The organism is Pseudomonas sp. KCJK9000, assembly GCF_046230725.1.
Lineage (GTDB): Bacteria > Pseudomonadota > Gammaproteobacteria > Pseudomonadales > Pseudomonadaceae > Aquipseudomonas > Aquipseudomonas promysalinigenes.
This window is the reverse complement of sequence record NZ_JBJJLN010000013.1, coordinates 37,139-55,841: the sequence shown is the minus strand read 5'-3', so window position 1 is coordinate 55,841 and position 18,703 is coordinate 37,139. Positions and strand designations below refer to the sequence as shown.

General features: G+C 62.6%; 19 protein-coding genes. 8 read left to right on the top strand and 11 right to left on the bottom strand.

From position 1 onward, the window contains the following. Positions 1–208 precede the first annotated feature (208 nt). Both ACK59H_RS08545 and ACK59H_RS08540 read left to right on the top strand, forming a co-directional pair. Complete coding sequence (locus ACK59H_RS08545; RefSeq protein ID WP_060479204.1) at positions 209–523, top strand: hypothetical protein; 315 nt, start codon at positions 209–211, stop codon at positions 521–523. Between the two features lie 128 nt (positions 524–651). Then, positions 652–1,413: a YdcF family protein gene (locus tag ACK59H_RS08540; protein WP_060479203.1), complete on the top strand. Its 762-nt coding sequence runs from the start codon at positions 652–654 to the stop codon at positions 1,411–1,413. Positions 1,414–1,527: 114 nt separating this feature from the next. Here the strand turns inward: ACK59H_RS08540 and lnt are convergent, their stop codons facing one another. The 4 genes from lnt to ACK59H_RS08520 are packed head-to-tail and all read right to left on the bottom strand — an operon-like array spanning position 1,528 to position 5,383. Next, positions 1,528–3,045 carry an apolipoprotein N-acyltransferase gene (lnt, locus tag ACK59H_RS08535; protein WP_060479202.1) on the bottom strand — a complete coding sequence of 506 codons (1,518 nt, stop codon included), beginning with the start codon at positions 3,043–3,045 and terminating at the stop codon, positions 1,528–1,530. Between the two features lie 8 nt (positions 3,046–3,053). After that, positions 3,054–3,893, bottom strand: coding sequence for an HlyC/CorC family transporter (locus ACK59H_RS08530; RefSeq protein ID WP_060479201.1), 840 nt, complete (start codon positions 3,891–3,893; stop codon positions 3,054–3,056). A gap of 25 nt (positions 3,894–3,918) precedes the next feature. Beyond that, positions 3,919–4,392, bottom strand: a complete 474-nt coding sequence (gene ybeY, locus ACK59H_RS08525) for an rRNA maturation RNase YbeY (protein ID WP_060479200.1) — start codon at positions 4,390–4,392, stop codon at positions 3,919–3,921. Continuing rightward, positions 4,385–5,383 (bottom strand): PhoH family protein, encoded by a 999-nt coding sequence (locus tag ACK59H_RS08520; protein ID WP_060479199.1) that lies wholly within the window; start codon positions 5,381–5,383, stop codon positions 4,385–4,387. Before ACK59H_RS08520 ends, ybeY begins: the two co-directional genes overlap by 8 nt. A gap of 174 nt (positions 5,384–5,557) precedes the next feature. Here ACK59H_RS08520 and ACK59H_RS08515 point away from each other — a divergent pair, with 174 nt between their 5' ends. Further along, positions 5,558–5,884: a DUF1820 family protein gene (locus ACK59H_RS08515; RefSeq protein WP_060479241.1), complete on the top strand. Its 327-nt coding sequence runs from the start codon at positions 5,558–5,560 to the stop codon at positions 5,882–5,884. 3 nt (positions 5,885–5,887) lie between these two features. On the opposite strand, the gene ACK59H_RS08510 is transcribed toward ACK59H_RS08515, so the two are convergent. The 4 genes from ACK59H_RS08510 to ACK59H_RS08495 all read right to left on the bottom strand — a co-directional run bounded on the left by ACK59H_RS08510 (position 5,888) and on the right by ACK59H_RS08495 (position 9,404). Beyond that, entirely contained in the window at positions 5,888–6,433 is a 546-nt protein-coding gene (locus tag ACK59H_RS08510) for a tetratricopeptide repeat protein (RefSeq protein ID WP_060479198.1), read from the bottom strand. 234 nt (positions 6,434–6,667) lie between these two features. Continuing rightward, positions 6,668–7,951 carry a glutamate-1-semialdehyde 2,1-aminomutase gene (hemL, locus tag ACK59H_RS08505; RefSeq protein WP_409264398.1) on the bottom strand — a complete coding sequence of 428 codons (1,284 nt, stop codon included), beginning with the start codon at positions 7,949–7,951 and terminating at the stop codon, positions 6,668–6,670. An 18-nt stretch (positions 7,952–7,969) separates the two neighbouring features. After that, the gene (gene thiE / locus ACK59H_RS08500) at positions 7,970–8,593 is read right to left on the bottom strand and encodes a thiamine phosphate synthase (RefSeq protein WP_060479196.1); all 624 of its coding nucleotides are present in this window, start codon (positions 8,591–8,593) and stop codon (positions 7,970–7,972) included. 13 nt (positions 8,594–8,606) lie between these two features. Beyond that, positions 8,607–9,404, bottom strand: a complete 798-nt coding sequence (locus ACK59H_RS08495) for a hydroxymethylpyrimidine/phosphomethylpyrimidine kinase (RefSeq protein ID WP_060479240.1) — start codon at positions 9,402–9,404, stop codon at positions 8,607–8,609. Positions 9,405–9,669: 265 nt separating this feature from the next. On the opposite strand from ACK59H_RS08495, the gene ACK59H_RS08490 reads away from it, so the two are divergent. From ACK59H_RS08490 to ACK59H_RS08475, 4 genes are all read left to right on the top strand, one after another. Further along, positions 9,670–11,661 (top strand): sensor histidine kinase, encoded by a 1,992-nt coding sequence (locus ACK59H_RS08490; RefSeq protein WP_409264397.1) that lies wholly within the window; start codon positions 9,670–9,672, stop codon positions 11,659–11,661. A gap of 397 nt (positions 11,662–12,058) precedes the next feature. Continuing rightward, positions 12,059–13,711, top strand: coding sequence for an acyl-CoA dehydrogenase family protein (locus tag ACK59H_RS08485; protein WP_060479467.1), 1,653 nt, complete (start codon positions 12,059–12,061; stop codon positions 13,709–13,711). Between the two features lie 84 nt (positions 13,712–13,795). After that, the gene (amn, locus tag ACK59H_RS08480; protein ID WP_060479466.1) at positions 13,796–15,259 is read left to right on the top strand and encodes an AMP nucleosidase; all 1,464 of its coding nucleotides are present in this window, start codon (positions 13,796–13,798) and stop codon (positions 15,257–15,259) included. 6 nt (positions 15,260–15,265) lie between these two features. Next, positions 15,266–15,901, top strand: a complete 636-nt coding sequence (locus ACK59H_RS08475) for a pseudouridine synthase (protein WP_060479465.1) — start codon at positions 15,266–15,268, stop codon at positions 15,899–15,901. Here ACK59H_RS08475 and ACK59H_RS08470 read toward each other — a convergent pair. Then, entirely contained in the window at positions 15,898–16,101 is a 204-nt protein-coding gene (locus ACK59H_RS08470) for a DUF2788 domain-containing protein (protein ID WP_060479464.1), read from the bottom strand. The genes ACK59H_RS08475 and ACK59H_RS08470 overlap by 4 nt on opposite strands. A gap of 41 nt (positions 16,102–16,142) precedes the next feature. Next, entirely contained in the window at positions 16,143–16,619 is a 477-nt protein-coding gene (locus ACK59H_RS08465) for an Lrp/AsnC family transcriptional regulator (protein WP_016712159.1), read from the bottom strand. A 391-nt stretch (positions 16,620–17,010) separates the two neighbouring features. Between ACK59H_RS08465 and ACK59H_RS08460 the strand changes: the two genes are divergently transcribed. Then, the gene (locus tag ACK59H_RS08460) at positions 17,011–17,829 is read left to right on the top strand and encodes a DUF6515 family protein (RefSeq protein WP_060479463.1); all 819 of its coding nucleotides are present in this window, start codon (positions 17,011–17,013) and stop codon (positions 17,827–17,829) included. A 1-nt stretch (position 17,830) separates the two neighbouring features. Here the strand turns inward: ACK59H_RS08460 and ACK59H_RS08455 are convergent, their stop codons facing one another. After that, entirely contained in the window at positions 17,831–18,700 is an 870-nt protein-coding gene (locus tag ACK59H_RS08455; protein ID WP_060479462.1) for a cation diffusion facilitator family transporter, read from the bottom strand. Positions 18,701–18,703 lie beyond the last annotated feature (3 nt).

Genomic DNA, 18,703 nt, shown 5'->3' with positions numbered 1-18,703 from the left:
AAGAGACCTTGTTCCAGGCAGCGGAACCTCGCTGCGTCCGGCACTCCGGTGTCGTAATAGAGTGAACGCCGTAGCATACAGCAGCGCCGCGCATCGTGGGAAACCTTGATTGCGAATGCCCGCTGGTCGCGGCATCCAGCTGCTTTTCGCAGCAACGCTAAGCTCAGGTGTGGGGGGAGATGTTATTTATCTTCAATGAGGTGAACGGATGGGAGAGACGCAGCTACCCGCAGTCAAACCGGAGCTTTACGAACGCCTGATCGACCGCCTTGGCCTGGCATTGGAAACCGCCAGAACATCGGTGCGATTGCGCGACGAGATGCCAGCCGAGCTGGAGTTGCGTGGCCTGAGCCATGCAGAGTTCGAAGTGATCAAGGCCTACCTGGAACGCCTCCCGGAACGCCGCAATGCCTGCGCCGGTACATTCCCGCAAGCGGAACCGACAACGGCAAAGATTATCTGGCTCAAGGACAAGAGACGCCCGCCTAGTACGGCACGCACCAGGACGCTGCTCAATCGCTAGTGGTTCTGGCGCCAGGCGCAGACATGGCGCGGCGCGTTTACAACACACTTCTCGAATCGGCGCCGGTTCAGGCTTGTTGACCGGCGCCGTTCCTTTATAGGCTGCACGCCTTCCACGGAGGTGTGTCGATGCCAATTCGGTTTTTCATCAAGCAATGGCTTATGCCGCCTGGCGTGCTGTTCGTACTGCTGCTCGCTGCCTGGTGGTTGCGCAGGCGACGGCCTCGTCTGGCGGCACTGTGCTTTGCCGCAGGCTTGGGCGGGCTGTGGCTGATGAGTTTGCCGCTGGTGGTGCAGCAGGCTGCCCGCCTGTTGGAAAGCGAACCGCCGTTAGCTACCGCAGACTGGGCCGGGCTGGCGAGCAAGGCTGACGCCATCGTGGTGCTCGGTGCTGGGCGCGAACGTGGCGACCCTGCCTGGGGTGGGGGTGACCAGCCCACTGCCACGGCGTTCGAGCGCATACGTTTTGCGGCGCAACTGGCGAAGGCCTCGGGCTTACCGGTATTGACCAGCGGCGGCCTGCACTACGGCACGCCGCCCAGTGAAGCGCGGCTGATGGCTGATCGGCTGCGTGAGGATTTCGCGGTGCCGGTGAAGTGGCAGGAGCAGGCCAGCCGTACCACGTGGGAGAATGCCCAGTTCAGCGCAAAGCTGTTGCAACCGCTCGGCATCCGTCGTGTGGTGGTGGTGACCCAGGCCTGGCACATGCAGCGCTCGCGCTGGTGCTTCGAGCGTGCCGGCTTCGAGGTGGTCCCGGCGCCGGTCGGGTTCCTGGGGCGCGATCATGCCCGGCCGTTTGCCGGGTTGCTGCCAGAAAGCCGGGCTATGTGGCAGAGCGGGCAGTTGCTCAACGAAGCGGCAGGGTTGGTGGGGTATCGGTTGTTCTATTGAAACCTGCGCGGCCTTTTCGCAGGCAACCCCGCTCCCACTGTGGTCCGCCCATCACGCGTGATGAACTCCACCTGTGGGAGCGGCTGCAGCCGCGAAGATTCCGGCGCGGCCCATTCAGACGGTCTTGGCGATACGGCCTGCCAGCAGCGCCCAGCCCAGCAAGAGTCCGCACAGGATCGCCAGCGGCCAGGAGCGCCATTGCAGGTAGGGCGTCAGTTGCTGCATCGGCACCACGTCTCCATACAACACCGCCCGCTGGAACTGCGGCACTTGCGCGGTGATCTTGCCAAACGGGTCGATCAGCGCGGTTACGCCGTTGTTGGTGGCTCGGATCATCCAACGGCCAGCCTCCAGTGCGCGCATCTGTGCCATCTGCAAGTGTTGCAGCGGGCCGATCGAAGTGCCGAACCAGGTATCGTTGCTGATGGTCAGCAGCAGATCGCTGCGCGCCGCCAGGCTCGCTGCGAATTCTGGGTAGACCACTTCGTAGCAGATGAATGGTGCAACCTGGTAACCCTTGGCTTGCAGCAAGGGCTGGTCTTCAGGGCCACGGGCAAAGTCGGACATCGGCAGGTTGAAGAACTCGATCGCGCCGCGCAGCATGTCCTGCAGCGGTACATACTCGCCGAAAGGCACCAGCTTTTGCTTGAGGTAGGTGCCGTCGCCTTCGCCGGTCACCGTTACGCCGTTGTAGAAGCGGCGCTGGCGATGCACGATCTCACGTACGGGCACGCCGGTGATCAGCGCCGAATGCCGGTCGGCGGCAAAACGCCCCATCACGTCGATATAGCCCTGGGCCTGGTCCTTGAGTACCGGCACGGCGGTTTCCGGCCACACCAGCAGGTCGACCGGCTTTGACCTGAAGCTCATGTCGCGGTACAGCGCCAGTTGCGCATCGATGTGGGCTGGGTCCCATTTCAGATCCTGCTCGACATTGCCCTGCAGGGCCGCGACCTTCAAGGGGTCGCCCGCAGGCGTGGTCCAGGCGTGGCCCTTAAGGGCCATGCCGATCACCCAAGGCGCTAACAGCAGCACCACACCCACAGCCAGGAACGACGGGCGTTGGCGCAGACGGTGCAGGTTGCACAGCAGCGCAGCGGTCAATGCCAAGGTGAAGGACACCAGCCACACCCCGCCCAACGGTGCCAGGCCGGCAAGGGGGCCATCGAGCTGGCTGTAGCCGGCGTAGAGCCAGGGGAAACCGGTGAGGAACCAGCCCCGGAACGCCTCCTGCAACAGCCACAGCGCGGCAAAGCACAAGGCATCTGCCAGCGGCGCCTCGTTGCGTCGCAACCAGCGCGCCCATAACCAAGTGGGCAAGGCGAAGAACCAGGCGAGGGCGGCGAAGAATGCCAACAGCAGTGCGATCGCCAACAAAGGCGAAGCGCCGCCGTAGGTGTTCATGCTGACATAGATCCACCAGGTGCCGGCACCATACAGGCCGAAACCGAACCACCACCCGCGCCACATGGCCTGGCGTGGGTTGAGTTCTCGTAGGCCCAGGTACAGCAGGGCAATGGACAACAAAGCCACCGGCCAGATATCGAACGGTGCCAGGGCCAGGAGCGTCGATGCGCCGGCCGCCAAGGCCAGCAGGTTACCGGGCCAGCCGGGGCGGGTGATCCAACGCATGTGAGTCCTTAACGGGTGATCGGGGTCAGTCGCAGCAAGTGTATCCGCCGGCTGTCGGCATTGAGAATACGGAACTTGTAGGCGCCAATCTCGGTGGTTTCGTTACGCTTGGGCAGGTGGCCGAAGGCGCTCATCACCAAGCCGCCAACGGTGTCGAACTCGTCATCGGAGAACCCGCTATCGAAGAACTCATTGAAGTTGTCGATCGGGGTCAACGCCTTGACCAGGAAGTCGCCACTTGGCAGCGGCTTGATGTAGCTGTCTTCTTCGACGTCATGCTCGTCTTCGATATCGCCGACGATCTGCTCCAGCACGTCCTCGATGGTCACCAGCCCGGCCACGCCGCCGTATTCGTCGATGACGATGGCCATGTGGTTGTGGTTGGCGCGAAATTCGCGCAGCAGCACGTTCAGGCGTTTGGACTCCGGCACGAAGGTGGCCGGGCGCAGCAAGTCCTTGATGTTGAAGCTGTCGCCGTTCTCCTTGAGGATCAGCGGCAGCAGGTCCTTGGCCAGCAGGATCCCGAGCACATCGTCATGGCTTTCGCCGATCACCGGGTAGCGCGAGTGGGCGGCGTCGATGACCGCCGGCAGGAATTCGCGCGGCGATTGGGTCGCCTTGATGCTGATCATTTGCGAACGCGGAACCATGATGTCGCGAACCTGCAGGTCTGCAACCTGGATGGCACCCTCGACGATGGTCAGCGCTTCGCTGTCGAGCAGCTTGTTCTGATGGGCTTCGCGCAGCAGCTCAAGGAGCTCCTGGCGGTTTTTCGGCTCATGGGCAAAAGCCTGGGTCAGTTTACCCAGCCAGGACTTTTGCCCGTTGCTCGATCGATCTTCGCTCATGGCGTTTCTCGTGATCCTTGGTGTATCAGTGTGTGAGAGGTTCGTTTTCATCGTCGGCATAGGGGTCGGGGTGACCCAGTTCTGCCAGCAATTCCCGTTCCAGCGCTTCCATTTCCTCGGCCTCATCGTCCTCGATGTGGTCGTAGCCGAGTAGGTGCAGGCAGCCGTGAATTACCAGGTGTGCCCAGTGGGCTTGCAAGGCTTTGCCCTGTTCGGCAGCCTCGCGCTCGACCACTGGCACGCAAATCACCAGATCACCCAACAGTGGGATATCCAGCAGATCGTCGGGTACGTCCGCCGGGAACGACAGGACGTTGGTCGCGTAATCTTTGTGCCGATAGGTGTGATTTAGTTCGCGGCCTTCGGCTTCGTCGACCAGACGAATGGTCATCTCGGAATCGGCGCTGCGCTGGCGCAAGGCCAGCTCGCACCAGCGGCGGAAAGCAGCGTCATCCGGGGCGGCAGCGTCCGTAGCCCTTTGCAAATCGAGCTCAAGCATCTTTGCCGGGCGCCTCGGGCTTGGCCTGACGGGCATCGAAGCGGTCATAGGCTTCGACGATACGCTGTACCAGTGGGTGACGAACCACATCCTTGGGTTGGAAGTGGGTGAAGCTGATGCCCGGCACGTCCTTGAGCACCTCGATCACATGGGCCAGGCCCGACTTGGTGCCACGCGGCAGGTCGACCTGGGTGATGTCACCGGTGATCACCGCCGTGGAGCCGAAGCCGATGCGGGTGAGGAACATCTTCATCTGCTCGAGGGTGGTGTTCTGGCTCTCGTCAAGGATGATGAAGCTGTTGTTCAGTGTGCGGCCGCGCATGTAGGCCAGCGGGGCGATCTCGATCACCTGGCGCTCGATCAGCTTGGCCACGTGCTCGAAGCCGAGCATCTCGTACAGCGCGTCGTACAGCGGGCGCAGATACGGGTCGATCTTCTGAGCCAGGTCGCCGGGCAGGAAGCCGAGCTTTTCACCCGCTTCAACAGCTGGGCGCACCAGCAGGATGCGGCGCACCTGCTCGCGTTCCAGGGCATCGACGGCGCAGGCCACGGCGAGATACGTCTTGCCGGTACCCGCAGGGCCAATGCCGAAGTTGATGTCGTTGCCCAGGATTTCCTTGACGTAACGCTGCTGGTTGACGCCGCGCGGGCGGATGTTGCCCTTGCGCGTGCGCAACGAAACGCTCACTTCATTCACCGCCGGGTTGTCGATGTTCTCGACCGTCGACTCCTGCAGGTACAGGTGCACGGTTTCCGGCGACAACTCGGTGGCCTTGGCCTCACGGTAGAGACGGCGCAGCAGTTGCTCGGCAGCGGAGGTGGTCTTGGGTTCGCCGATCAGCTCGAATTGGTTGCCGCGGTTGCGGATTTCGATAGCCAGGCGTTGTTCGATCAGGCGCAGGTGCTCGTCGAACTGGCCGCACAAATTGGCGAAACGGTGGGCCTCGAAAGGTTCGAGGATGAAACGATGAGGTTGTATGGGTGCGTTCAAGGTCGTTTTTAGCCGCTCGTCGGCGATGGAATTGAACTCAAGAATAACCCTTGAGCGGCAGTGGCGAAAGCACTGAAACGATCAAGGGTAGGTATGGGCCGCCAGGCTGCGTTTGCCGGAGGCTGCTCTGCTATGATGCGCGCCTTTTCTTACGCATGTGCTATCGCGCCGATCATGAGCAAACGTGAACCTGCCATCTATAAAGTGATCTTCCTCAATCAGGGGCAGGTCTTCGAAATGTATGCCAAACAGATCTATCAGAGCGACCTGTGGGGCTTTCTAGAAATCGAGGAGTTCGTGTTCGGCGAGCGCACCCAAGTGGTGGTCGACCCCAGCGAAGAGAAGCTCAAGAACCAGTTCGAAGGAGTGATCCGCAGCTTCGTGCCCATGCACTCGATCGTGCGTATCGACGAAGTGGAGCGGCTTGGCACTGCCAAGATCAGCGAAGCCAAGGCCGGCGGCAACGTCATGCCGTTCCCGATGCCCATGCCGGAGCGCTGAGCCTCAGGGAAGTGGCGAGAACGGTGTGCGCCCTTCGGCGTTCTGCAGTTCCAACAGGTATTTGCGGAAGATCTGCCCAAGTACCTGGGTAGCGTGCTCCAGCTCGTCGCGCGGCATCTGCTCGGTCACTTCGTCGGCCATGTCCAGGGCGTCTTCTGCGCCGTTGACCGCAGCCATTTTCAGCAGGATGTAAGCTTGCACATTGTTGGCCTTGACCCCTTCGCCATGGAAGAACATGGCGCCAAGGCGGTACTGCGCTTGGGCATGGCCTTGCAAAGATGCCTTTTGGTACCAGTCCAGGGCCTTTTTGAGGTTTTGGGGCGTTAGCGTGTAGTAATACTCGCCAAGCTCGAACTGCGCCTGGGCGTCCCCGGTCGCCGCTGCCTGCTCGCAGGTTTTGAGCGCGTTCTGCAGGTCTTCTGGCTGAACATTGAGCGTGCAGCGCCCCGTTGCCGGAATCAGCAACGAGTTACCGCCCTCCGCCAAGGCCAGCAGGGGCTGAAGAAGCAACAGGCAGCCCAGGGTCAGGGCGCGGCCGGTGCGGTTCATGGGGATCGACTTACCTCTGCAAAGCTGCGGCCAATGTCTCTGGTGGCACATTATGGGATAAGCAGCGCCAACCGTACAAAGTTTTACGCGAATTTCTCTATTGATAAAGCTTTGCTGATTCGACAGCGCATTTATTCCGTGCATGGGCCTCTTGACCAGCCAGTCCACTCCCATCAGTAAACGCATTACTGTAGGAGCGGGAACACCGGCGAAGAGGCCCCTGCAGGCCAACCTTTACTTCAGCGCGGCAAAGGCTTTTTCAGCAGCGTCCAGGGTAATTTGCAGCTCTTTTTCCCCATGAACGATCGAGGTGAAGCCTGCTTCGAACGCGCTCGGCGCCAGGTACACGCCGCCGTCGAGCATCAGGTGGAAGAAGCGCTTGAACCGTTCGGCGTCGCTGGCCATCACATCGTCGAAGGTGACGATGTCGTCGGCGCCACTGAAGTACAGGCCGAACATGGCGCCTGCCTGGGTGGTCACGAACGGTACGCCAGCAGCGTCGGCGCGTTGTTGCAGGCCGTCGAGCATGCGGCTGGTGAATGCGCTGAGTTCGTCGTGGAAGCCGGGGCGGCTGATCAGTTTCAAGGTTATCAGGCCGGCAGCCATGGCCAGGGGGTTACCCGACAGCGTACCGGCTTGGTAGACCGGCCCCAGCGGCGCGATGCAGCCCATGATCTCGCGTTTGCCACCGAAGCAGCCCACCGGCATGCCACCGCCGACGATCTTGCCGAAGGTCGACAGGTCCGGCTTGATCCCGTAGTGACCTTGGGCGCCGCCCAGCGAAACGCGAAAACCGGTCATCACTTCGTCGAAGATCAGCACCACGCCGTGCTTGTCGCACTGCTCGCGCAGCCCTTCGAGGAAGCCAGGTGCTGGTGGTACGCAGTTCATGTTGCCGGCGACCGGTTCAACGATGATGCAGGCGACGGTCTGGCCCACTTCGGCCAGGGTCTTTTCCACGGCTGCAATGTCGTTGAACGGCAGGGTCAGGGTGTGCTTGGCGAAGTCCGCTGGGACGCCTGCCGAGCTTGGCACGCCTTGGGTCAGCAGGCCGGAACCTGCCTTGACCAGCAAGCTGTCGGAGTGGCCGTGGTAGCAGCCTTCGAACTTGATGATGGCGTCACGGCCGGTGTAGCCACGGGCCAGGCGTATGGCGCTCATGGTCGCCTCGGTGCCGGAGCTGACCATGCGCACCATTTCCATCGACGGCACCAGCGAGCAGACCAGGTCGGCCATCTCGGTTTCCATCGCGGTCGGCGCCCCGTAGGACAGGCCGTGTTCGAGCTGGCGGCGCACTGCGTCGAGCACGTCTGGGTGGCCGTGGCCAAGGATCATCGGGCCCCAGGAGCCGACGTAGTCGACATAGCGCTTGTCATCTTCATCGACGACATAAGCGCCCTCAGCGTGCTTGAAGAACAGTGGGGTGCCTCCGACGCTCTTGAAGGCGCGGACTGGCGAGTTTACGCCGCCAGGGATGTGCTTCTGGGCTTGGGCGAACAGGGCTTCGGAACGGGACATAGGGGTCTTCTCTCGAAATCAGGAAGCGAACAGGGCGTTGAAGGCGCGGGCGCGGCGGGTGACTTCCTGCGCGCTGTCGGCGCCGAACAGGCCGTGGATCACCGCCAGCAGATCGGCACCGTGGGCGATCAGCGGGGCGGCATTGTCGAGGGTGACGCCACCGATCACGGCGATCGGCAGTTTCACCTGGGCGCGGGCCTGCTCCAGCAGTTCAAGGTTGGCAGCCGGCGCGCCGGGCTTGGTGACGGAATTGAAGAAACGGCCGAAGGCGACATAGCTGGCACCTTCCTGGGCCGCTTGTGCGGCCAGCTCGAGGCTGGCGTGGCAGGTGGACCCGATGATGGCCTGGCGCCCCAGCAAGGCACGGGCCGGGGTCAGTGGGCCGTCGGTCTGGCCCAGGTGCACACCGACGCCCAGGCGCGCGGCCAGTTCGGCATCGTCGTTGATTACAAGCCCAGTGCCGTAGCGCTCGCACAGTTTCATCAGTGCCTCGGCCTCGCGCAAGCGGCGCGCGGCGTCGTCACTCTTGTCGCGGTACTGCAGCAGGCACACGCCGCCTTCCAGCGCGGCTTCGACATGAGACAGGAAACGGCCGGCGAGCAGCTGGCTGTCGGTGATGGCGTACAGGCCGCGTAGTTTCATTGTTAGCCTCTTCTCAGCTGCAGAAATCCAGGGGCAGGCGGCGCGGTACGTACTGGCCCCTGCCCAATTGCTCGGCGTCGCGCAGGGTGCGCCAGGTGTAATCCAGCGCGCTTTTCACCGCGCTTTGCAGGTGCTCGCCAAGGGCAAGGCGACCGGCCAGGGCGCTGGCCAGGGTGCAGCCAGAGCCATGGTAGCTGCCGGGCAAGCGTTGGCAGGTCCAGGTGTGGCTTTGGCCGTCGCGGCTGTACAGGCGGTTATGGATTTCGTCTTCGTCGCCGTGGCCGCCGGTGATCAGCAGGTGCTTGCAAAACGGCAACAGCTTTTCGGCGCATTCGTCGGCAGTGCCCTCGGGCAGTTCGGCCAGGATGCGTGCTTCAGGCAGGTTTGGCGTGGCGATGGTCGCAAGCGGCAGCAAACGCTCGCGCAGGGCATAGCCGACTTCGTCCTTACCCAGACGGCCACCACCACCGGCACGCAGCACCGGGTCACAGACCATCGGCAGGTGCGGGTGAGCACTGAGCAGTTCGGCGACGGTGTCGACCATGCCGATCGAGCCGAGCATACCCAGCTTGACGGCGGCCACCGTGGAGTCGGCCAGGACGGCGTTGGCCTGGGCCAGCACCCATTCACGGTCGAGCACACGGAAGTCGGAAACGTTGACGGTATCCTGCACGGTCAGGGCGGTCACGGTAGGTGCTGCGTGACAGCCTTGAGCGATCAGGGCTTCGATATCTGCCTGCAAGCCGGCGCCGCCACTTGGGTCGTGGCCGGAGAGACAGAGGACAACGGGGCGGGAGCTGTAGGTATTCATGGTCGGCGAGCTTACCACCAAACCCATTTGTGCGAATCGCCCGCCCAGTCAGATTTGCTGACCGTGCAGTCAAATTCTCTCGTCGAATGCCCCTCAAAGTATTGATTTAGAGCCTTTTTAGTGAAAATTGGTACGGTCGGTTGCCTGGGTTGAAAGCTATGCTAGAGTGCTCGAATAATTCGATAAACGGGCTCTGCCGGATTTCGTCGTCTCAAAGGGATCGGAGGCCACCGCGACGCGACCGTGCAGGCGAAGCTGGGGCTGTATGCGCTATTTGCTGATTATGCTGCTGGGCTTGTTGCCCGCTCTGGCCGCAGGCGTCGAATTCGACGAGGCGACTCGTTACCTCCCGTTGGGCAAGGTCATGCAGGTCTACGAAGACCCTGATGGCAGCGCCAGCATCGCCCAGGTCAGCGCCCCCCTGTTCGCCAGCCGTTTTCGCACCCACCACCAGGACGTGCTGAACGCCGGCTATTCGACTTCAGTGTTCTGGCTCAAGGTCGACCTGCATTACCTGGCCTCTGCCACTGCCCAGCCGCGGCAATGGCTGCTGGAGCTGGCCTATCCCCCCATGGACCACATCGAGCTGTATCTGCCTGACAGCGATGGCCAGTTCCGCCTGGCCCAGCACACGGGCGATGGCTTACCCTACGCCAGCCGGCAGATACGCCAGAACAACTACCTGTTCGAGCTGCCACTGCAGCCAGGGCAGTCGACCACAGCCTACTTGCGTGTGCATAGCCAGGGCTCGGTACAGGTACCCCTGACATTATGGTCCGCCGAAGCCTATATGGAAGACCAGCCGACGCGGTTCTATGTGCTTGGCATGATCTACGGCGTGCTGCTGGTGATGGCGGTGTATAACCTGTTCATCTACCTCAGCGTGCGCGACGTCAGTTACCTGTATTACATCCTCTACATTGCCGCGTTCGGCTTGTATCAAGTGTCGGTCAACGGTGCAGGGGTTGCCTATCTGTGGCCAGGCAGCCCTTGGTGGGCGAATGCCGCAACACCCTTGTTCATTGGTGCTGCGGGGCTGTTCGGTTGCCAGTTCGCGCGTCACTTCCTGCAGCTGGGCAAGGTCAGCCGCAGCCTGGACCGGTGGCTGCAAGTGTTGATGCTCGGTGGTGTGCTGGTGATGGTGCTGTCGGTGAGCATGCCGTATGGCATCGCCCTGCGTATGGCCACGGTGCTGGCGCTGCTGTTCACCGTGAGTATCTTCGCTGCCGGTTTATACGCTTGGCTTCGCGGCATGCGCGTTGCACGCTGGTTCATCATCGCCTGGACGGCGTTTCTGATCGGTGGGCTAGTCAACACCCTCATGGTGCTGGGATATCTGCCAAACCTGTTCATTACCATGTACGCCAGCCAGTTGGGTTCAGCGCTGGAAGTGGCACTGCTGTCGCTGGCCCTGGCCGACCGTATCAACAGCATGCGTGAGCAGCAGGCGCAGAACTTGCGTGACGCCGGCCAGGCCCTGGAGCACTTGAACCAGCAACTGGCAAGAAGCAACCACATCAAGGACGAGTTCCTCGCCACCATCACCCATGAACTGCGCACACCGATGAATGGGGTAATTGGCTCGCTGGAGCTGATGCAGACATTGCCGATGAGTGCCGAGATGGCTCAGTACCAGCGTACGGCGGTCGGTTCTGCCCAGGACATGATGGACATGGTCGATGACATTCTCACCTTGAGCGAGCTACAGGCTGGCCGCATGCGCCCGCAAACCCAGCCGTTCAGCCTGCGGCATACGCTGCATGAGCTGCGCGCTGGCTATGCCGGTACGGCCTTGGGCAAGGGCTTGTATCTGAGCCTGGATATTCCTGCCGATCTGCCGGACGAGCTCCTCGGCGATGCCCAGAAAATAGCCCGCTGCCTGGGTTGTCTGGTGGACAACGGTCTGAAATTCACCCATCAGGGGGGCGTGATGGTGCAGGTCCGCGGCCGTCGCCTTGGCCCGGACAGCCTGGTACTGACCTTCGCGGTCAGCGACAGCGGAATTGGTTTCGACGACCTGGACCAAGCCATTCTCTACCAGCGTTTCTACCAGGTTGATGGCTCCATGACCCGGCGTTACGGCGGCCTGGGGATTGGCTTGTCGATCTGTCGGCAGTTGACCGAGTTGCTGGGCGCCAAGCTGTCCCATGAATCGACGCGGGGCGTGGGCAGCCGCTTCGAGCTGGCCTTGAATGTGGCCATCGCCCAGGTGCAGGTGCCGCCGGGCAGGGCTTTTTCGGGGGCTACGCGGCTGTAGGTGCATGCCTTGAGAAGTTTGGCGCCTGTGAGACCGAGCGCCGCCCGCGCGGCGCATCGCGAGCTGCGCTCGCTCCTACGTTTGTTTCGGGCCAGTTGATCCTGTGGGATTTGCGCGCGGACGCTTTGGGGCCTGGCGCGATATCGCGTTGTATGAACCAGGCGGTCGCGCGCGCTTGCCACAGGCGTTACTGGCCCGAAACAAACGTAGGAGCGAGCGCAGCTCGCGATGCGCCGCGCGGGCGGCGCTCGATCCCGCAGGCGCCAAAGATTTTGCGGCAAGCCCCCGGAGCCCTTCATTCACCCTGCCACCTGTTTAGTCATAATTGCCACTTTGACTGCCCTGCAGGGAGTGCTTCACTGGGCCTTTCAGGCATGCCCGGATCCAGGAGCTCCCGATGAACCTGCACCAGTACGCTGAAACCCACGAAGTCACCAATCAACCGCCGTCACTCGACGGTGCCAACCTGTACCGCCTCGACCTGCCGCTGCAAGAGTGGTCGCGGCGCTTTGGGGCCGGTTGGGCCGAATCGCGGATCGATGCCTATGGTGCCTTGGCGGGCGGGCCGCTGATGGCTGCGGGGTTCCTGGCCAATGCGCACAAACCGCAATTTCAGAGCCACGACCGCTACGGCCACCGCATCGATCTTGTGGAGTTCCACCCTGCCTATCACGAACTGATGCGCACTGCCGTCGAGCATGGCCTGCCTTCCTTGCCCTGGGCTGAACCCCGGCCAGGCGCCCATGTAGCGCGTGCGTCGATGACTTACCTGCACAGCCAGGCCGAGGCCGGCACCGGTTGCCCGCTGACCATGACCTTCGCTGCCGTGCCCGCCCTCAGGCTACAGCCGGAATTGGCCGAATACTGGCTGCCAAAGATCCTCGCCTGCGAGTACGACCCGCGCAATGTCGGTGACCGGCACAAGGCCGGGGTCACCCTCGGCATGGCCATGACCGAGAAGCAGGGCGGCACCGACGTGCGCGCCAATACCACCCGCGCATACCCGGTGGGCAGCCCTGGCCCCGGCCAGCCTTACGAACTGGTGGGGCACAAGTGGTTCTGTTCGGCGCCGATGTGCGATGCCTTTCTCACCTTGGCGCAAACCGACAAGGGCCTGAGCTGCTTCCTGTTGCCACGCCATCGCCCTGACGACAGCCGCAACCAGTTCTATATCCAGCGCCTGAAAAACAAGCTGGGCAACAGCTCGAATGCTTCCAGCGAAGTCGAGTTTCGCGGCGCCCTGGCGTGGATGGTGGGCGAGGAGGGGCGCGGGGTGCCGACCATCATCGAAATGGTCGCGATGACCCGCTTCGATTGCATGGTCGGCTCCAGCGCCCTGATGCGTCAGGCCCTGACCCAGGCCGCACATCATTGCGCCCATCGCAAGGTCGGTGGCCGAGTGCTCAGCGAGCAGCCCCTGATGCAGAACGTGCTGGCTGACCTGGCGCTGGAAAGCGAGGCGGCCTTGGCGCTGAGCTTGCGCATGGGGCAGGCCTTGGAGCAGCTCGATGACCCCCAGCAGGCGCACTTCGCCCGGCTGGTCACGGCAGTTGGCAAATACTGGATCTGCAAGCGGGCGCCGGCGATGATCAACGAGGCCGCTGAGTGCCTGGGCGGTGCCGGTTATGTCGAGGACAGCATTCTGCCACGGCTGTACCGCGAAGCGCCGGTCAACTCGACCTGGGAAGGCTCTGGCAATGTGCAATGCTTGGATGTGCTGCGCGCGTTGTCCAAAGAACCCGGTGTGCTTGATGCGTTGTTCGCTGAACTTGGGGACGGGCATGGTGACCCCCGCCTGGCCGCGCATATTGGCAACCTCAAGGGAGCGTTCGCCGATACCGGCGATATCCAGTACAGGGCGCGGCAGCTTACCGAGGATATTGCCTTGGCAGTGCAGGCTAAGTTGCTTCTGGAAGCCGGCAACGCCGCCGTCAGCGATGCCTTCATCGCCAGCCGTCTGAGCGGGGGCGGGCGGGTGTACGGCGCACTGCCCCGTGGCATCGATGTGCAGGCCCTGTTGGCACGGTCGACGCCCGCCTGGCCGAGTTGATTACCGCGCTTGAGCATCGGGGGTGTATTTAGACACAAAGGCAGGCAAGATGGCTGACATGCATGTCCAGACAGGAAGCCCAGTGTGAGCCAAGCTTTTGTAGTCGTAGATACCCCCGAACAGGCCGTCGATCGTCTGGCGGCCTTGCATGAACAGGCCACCGGGGCCCTGAGCCAGGCCCTCAAGCGTTACCTGAAGGACCGTACCGAGCCCGACGCCGATGAGCGCGCCCTCTATCGTTACCCGGCACTGCGCCTGACCTATTACAGCCACGGCGAGGTAGCCGCCACCACCCGCGCCTATGCCAAGGTACAGGTCGCTGGCACTTACAGTGTCACCGTCACCCAGCCAGCAGCGTTCCGCGGTTACCTGCTGGAGCAACTACGCCCGCTGATGCATGACTACACGGTGACCGTGGAAGTCGGCGTCAGCGAGCAGAACATTCCTTACCCCTACGTGGTGGACCAGGGCGATGAGCTGGCCGGCAGTGGCATCACCGCCGCCGAACTTGCGCGGGTATTCCCCAGCACCGACCTGTCGGCAGCCACCGACAATATTGCCGATGGCCTGTACGACTGGGACAGTGCCGACACCCTGCCGCTGGCGTTGTTCGATGCCGCACGTGTGGACTTCTCGCTGCGCCGCCTGGTGCATTACACCGGCAGCGACTGGCGTCACGTGCAGCCATGGATTCTGCTGACCAACTACCACCGCTACGTTGACCAGTTCATCAGCCATGGGCTTGATCAACTGCGCGATGATCCGCGCTTCGTGCGCATGGTCTTGCCGGGCAACGTAGTGATCGAGAAGGGCATGGACCACGGTGAAGCGCAGGCCCTGGTGGCCAGCGTGGTCTGGCACCGCTACCAGATGCCGGCCTATCACCTGATCGCCGGTGACGGTGATGGGGTGACTCTGGTCAACATCGGCGTTGGCCCATCCAACGCCAAGAACATCACCGACCACCTGGCGGTGCTGCGCCCGCATTGCTGGCTGATGATCGGCCACTGCGGCGGCCTGCGCCAGTCGCAAACCATTGGCGACTACGTACTGGCCCACGCCTACATGCGCCGTGACGGTATCCTCGATCGCGTGGTGCCGCCCAATATCCCCATCCCGGCATTGGCAGAGGTGCAATTGGCCCTGCAGGAGGCTGCTGCACAGGTAACCGGCGAGCGTGGCGAAGAGCTCAAAAAGCGCCTGCGTACCGGCACCGTGCTCACCTACGACGACCGCAACTGGGAGCTGCGCTGGGCTCAGGAACGCCCGCTGATCAACCTCTCCCGCGCGGTGGCGGTGGATATGGAAAGTGGCACCATCGCGGCCCAGGGCTATCGGCTGCGCGTGCCGTACGGCACGTTGCTGTGTGTTTCCGACAAGCCCTTGCACAGCGAAATCAAGCTGCCAGGCTCGGCCAACGCCTTCTATAACCGTGCCGTCAGCCAGCATCTGAAGATCGGCATCGCCGCGCTGGACTTGCTGCGCACCGAGCTCAATTCGTTGCACTCGCGTAAACTGCGCAGCTTCGATGAGCCGCCGTTCCGCTGAGGATCCATGCCACTGCCACCCCGTTCCAAGCCGCGCCGCCCCCCGGCGCGGCCTGCTGGCCCCCGCCGCCAGGCCAAGGCGCCACCGGCCGAGCCACGCCTGATACTGTTCAACAAGCCCTTTGACGTACTAACCCAGTTCAGCGACGGTGAGGGGCGGGCGACGCTCAAGGATTTCATCGACATCCCTGGCGTCTACCCCGCCGGTCGCCTGGACCGCGACAGCGAAGGGTTGCTGCTGCTGACCAACGATGGCGGGCTGCAGGCGCGCATTGCCGACCCTAAGCACAAGCTGCCCAAGACATACTGGGTGCAGGTTGAAGGCGAGCCGAGCGAAGAGCAGATCCAGCGTCTACGTGATGGCGTACAGCTCAATGACGGCCCGACGTTGCCCGCCCAAGCGCGCCGGCTGGGCGAGCCCGAGCTGTGGCCGCGCAATCCGCCGGTGCGTTTTCGTAAAAGCGTGCCGACCTGCTGGTTGGAGTTGGTGATCCGCGAAGGGCGTAACCGCCAGGTGCGACGCATGACGGCGGCGGTGGGGTTGCCTACCTTGCGCCTGGTGCGAGTGCGTATCGGTGACTGGGCACTGGATGGGCTCGAGCAGGGCTGCTGGCGAGAAGTGGCGCCTAAGCTTACGCGCTAGACCCCCTCGATAAACGCCACCACCACACTTTTGATAATGAACGCCAGCACCCCCAGCCCAAGCACGAAGAACAGGATGAGGGTGCCGAAGCGCCCTGCCTTGGACTTTTTTGCCAAGTCCCAGACGATGAAACCCATGAAACCGATCAGCACGGTGACCAGTACGATCATCATCCACTCTTCGAATACGGCGGGATCCATCGGTGTTCTCCAGGCAGGCGGGGCGTCAGTTATAGGGGCGATCAGCGAAGGTGGGTCAACGGCATCTCGGTGCTGGCCAGTACCTGATTGAGTACGAAGCTCGAACGCACGCTGGTCACGCCTTCGATGCGGGTTAGGCTACCGAGCAGCAGTTTCTGGTAGTGGTCCATGTCGGGGACCACCACTTTGAGCTGATAGTCGGCATCCATGCCAGTTACCAGGCTGCATTCGAGCACTTGGGGCAAGTTACGGATGGCGGCTTCGAACGTCTCGAAGCGTTCTGGGGTGTGCCGGTCCATGCCGATCAGCACATAGGCAGTGAGGCTCAGGCCGAGCTTCTTGCGGTCAAGCAGTGCGACCTGGCGTGAGATGTAGCCGTCGTCTTCCAGTTGCTTGACCCGACGCGAGCATGGCGATGGCGACAGGCCGATGCGCTCGGCCAGCTCCTGGTTGGAGATGCGCGCGTCGCGCTGCAGTTCAGCGAGAATGCTCAGGTCGTACCGGTCAAGTTTGCTCATGAAAAAGCCCTTTTCTGTTCGGATTGCGGTGAATTATCAATCCAGGGTTAAAAATTGCGCAAGTGCTATTTATCTGAGCAATCTTCGCAATCCTCTGCTTGGCCGGCTCCCCTATAGTTACCTACAGAATCACTGCCCGGACATCAGTCCACGGCGACGCGCCCTAGGCGGGCGGTCGCGGCCAGCCATCCAACAGGATCAGCAGGCCCCCGGGCTACGCAGCGTTCAGAAGACGCTGTGAGGTGAGCCGGCACCACAAGTGCCGAGCACGGACAACAATTCCCAAAGGGAGGCCATCGGTCTCCCTTTTTTCATGGCCGCGATTTCATCTGCCTGTGGCACCAGCGCGGTAGACTGGCAGCATGGCGCTTTGAATACCGTGAGGAACTACATGAAGTCGCGCATCTGGCAGTTGGCAGGTGTTGGGTTGCTGGGGTTGAGCATCAGCTGTGCGGCCTTGGCCGAAGGCCCTGGCCAGTGGCATGACGGCGAGGGCGGCCCTGGCCGGCCGCTGAATTCGCGTGATGCCGTAGAGCAGACTCAGCCCCCGCGCCAGGGCTACTATCAGGACATCCCGCGGCGCAACGGTGACAATCGCCACTGGCAAGCCGGCGGCCCTGGCCAACGTCCGGGCGGTGACTGGCACGGGCGCCCGGATGGCCACGGCAATGGCTGGGGCCCCGGCCCGCAGTATCGTCCAGGGCACACTGTGGATCATTTTCCGGATCGCTACTGGAAGGTGCCGTACCGCGGCAACGACTACTTCTACTCCGGTGGCTACTGGTATCGCCCCCACGGCGGCAGTTATGTGGTGGTCAGGCCACCCTACGGCGTAAGGGTCAATTACCTGCCGGCCTATGCGCGGGAGGTGTGGCTGGGGGGCGCGCTGTTCTTCCTGGTCGCCGATACCTATTACCAGTACCTGGCCGATAGCCAAGAGTATGTGGTGGTCAACCCGCCCGCTGCCGCGCCCGCGCCGCTGCCCGCAACGCCTGTGGCCGGCAACGGTTACGATGTAGTCGCTTATCCGATGTATGGGCAGGGGCAGGAACAACAAGACCAGGACCGCTATCAGTGCCACCGCTGGGCCGTAAGCCAGTCCGGGTTCGATCCAGCCACAGCACCCTATGCCCCGCCTGTAGAGGTGGCCAGCAACTACCGTCGGGCATTGAGCGCCTGCTTCAGCGGCAGAGGCTACAGCGTCAACTGACTCATACCGGGTCGGCGTGCACCATTACATCCGCCTTCGGATAACGCTGGCGGATCACCTCTGAAGCTTGCACGCACAGTTCATGGGCTTCATGCAGTGGCAGCTGCCCTGGCAGCTCCAGGTGCAGTTGCACGAACCACTGGTTGCCGGACATTCGTGTACGCAGGTCGTGCACACCTTTGACCCCAGCGATGCCCATTACCAGATCGACCATCCCTTCGCCGATGTCGGTGGGCAACTCCTTGTCCATGAGAATCGCCGTACTTTCGCGGGCGATCTGCAGCGCACTCCAGAGGATGTAAAGCGCGATGCCCAGCCCGAATAGTGCGTCCAGTTGCGGCCAGCCGAAACGGGCCAGCAGCAGGGCAAGCAGAATGCTGCCGTTGAGCAACAGGTCAGAGCGGTAATGCAGCGAGTCCGCACGCACGGCGGTGGAGCCGGTCAAGCGGATGACTTTGCGCTGCAGTGCCAGCAGGGCGACGGTGAGCACCAGCGATAGCAGCATCACAGCGATGCCGATGCTGGTATTGCCCAGCGGGGTCGGGTCTTGCAGGCGTTCGACCGCCTGCACCCCGATCAGCACCGCGCTGACCCCGATGAACAGCGCCTGGGCCATGCCGGCCAGGGCCTCGGCCTTGCCATGACCGAAGCGGTGATCGTCATCGGCTGGGCGCAGGGCGTAATGCACGGCAAGCAGGTTGAGGAACGAGGCGACGGCATCCAGTGCCGAGTCGGTCAGCCCCGCCAATAGGCTGACCGAGCCGCTCAGCCACCAGGCCACGGCCTTGCTGACTACCAAGATGCTGGCCACGGCCAGTGAGGCACGTGTTGCCAGGCGCAGCAGGCGCTGGTGTTCGGCGGCGGTAATCATGTT

Coding starts and splice junctions, on each gene's coding strand:
- ACK59H_RS08485 (WP_060479467.1), top strand. CDS start 12,059: ATGAACCTGCACCAGTACGCTGAAACCCACGAAGTCACCAATCAACCG.
- ACK59H_RS08465 (WP_016712159.1), bottom strand. CDS start 16,619: ATGAGCAAACTTGACCGGTACGACCTGAGCATTCTCGCTGAACTGCAG.
- ACK59H_RS08475 (WP_060479465.1), top strand. CDS start 15,266: ATGCCACTGCCACCCCGTTCCAAGCCGCGCCGCCCCCCGGCGCGGCCT.
- ACK59H_RS08460 (WP_060479463.1), top strand. CDS start 17,011: ATGAAGTCGCGCATCTGGCAGTTGGCAGGTGTTGGGTTGCTGGGGTTG.
- ACK59H_RS08515 (WP_060479241.1), top strand. CDS start 5,558: ATGAGCAAACGTGAACCTGCCATCTATAAAGTGATCTTCCTCAATCAG.
- thiE (WP_060479196.1), bottom strand. CDS start 8,593: ATGAAACTACGCGGCCTGTACGCCATCACCGACAGCCAGCTGCTCGCC.
- ACK59H_RS08540 (WP_060479203.1), top strand. CDS start 652: ATGCCAATTCGGTTTTTCATCAAGCAATGGCTTATGCCGCCTGGCGTG.
- ACK59H_RS08470 (WP_060479464.1), bottom strand. CDS start 16,101: ATGGATCCCGCCGTATTCGAAGAGTGGATGATGATCGTACTGGTCACC.
- ACK59H_RS08495 (WP_060479240.1), bottom strand. CDS start 9,404: ATGAATACCTACAGCTCCCGCCCCGTTGTCCTCTGTCTCTCCGGCCAC.
- ACK59H_RS08510 (WP_060479198.1), bottom strand. CDS start 6,433: ATGAACCGCACCGGCCGCGCCCTGACCCTGGGCTGCCTGTTGCTTCTT.
- ybeY (WP_060479200.1), bottom strand. CDS start 4,392: ATGCTTGAGCTCGATTTGCAAAGGGCTACGGACGCTGCCGCCCCGGAT.
- ACK59H_RS08455 (WP_060479462.1), bottom strand. CDS start 18,700: ATGATTACCGCCGCCGAACACCAGCGCCTGCTGCGCCTGGCAACACGT.
- ACK59H_RS08545 (WP_060479204.1), top strand. CDS start 209: ATGGGAGAGACGCAGCTACCCGCAGTCAAACCGGAGCTTTACGAACGC.
- hemL (WP_409264398.1), bottom strand. CDS start 7,951: ATGTCCCGTTCCGAAGCCCTGTTCGCCCAAGCCCAGAAGCACATCCCT.
- lnt (WP_060479202.1), bottom strand. CDS start 3,045: ATGCGTTGGATCACCCGCCCCGGCTGGCCCGGTAACCTGCTGGCCTTG.
- ACK59H_RS08490 (WP_409264397.1), top strand. CDS start 9,670: ATGCGCTATTTGCTGATTATGCTGCTGGGCTTGTTGCCCGCTCTGGCC.
- ACK59H_RS08530 (WP_060479201.1), bottom strand. CDS start 3,893: ATGAGCGAAGATCGATCGAGCAACGGGCAAAAGTCCTGGCTGGGTAAA.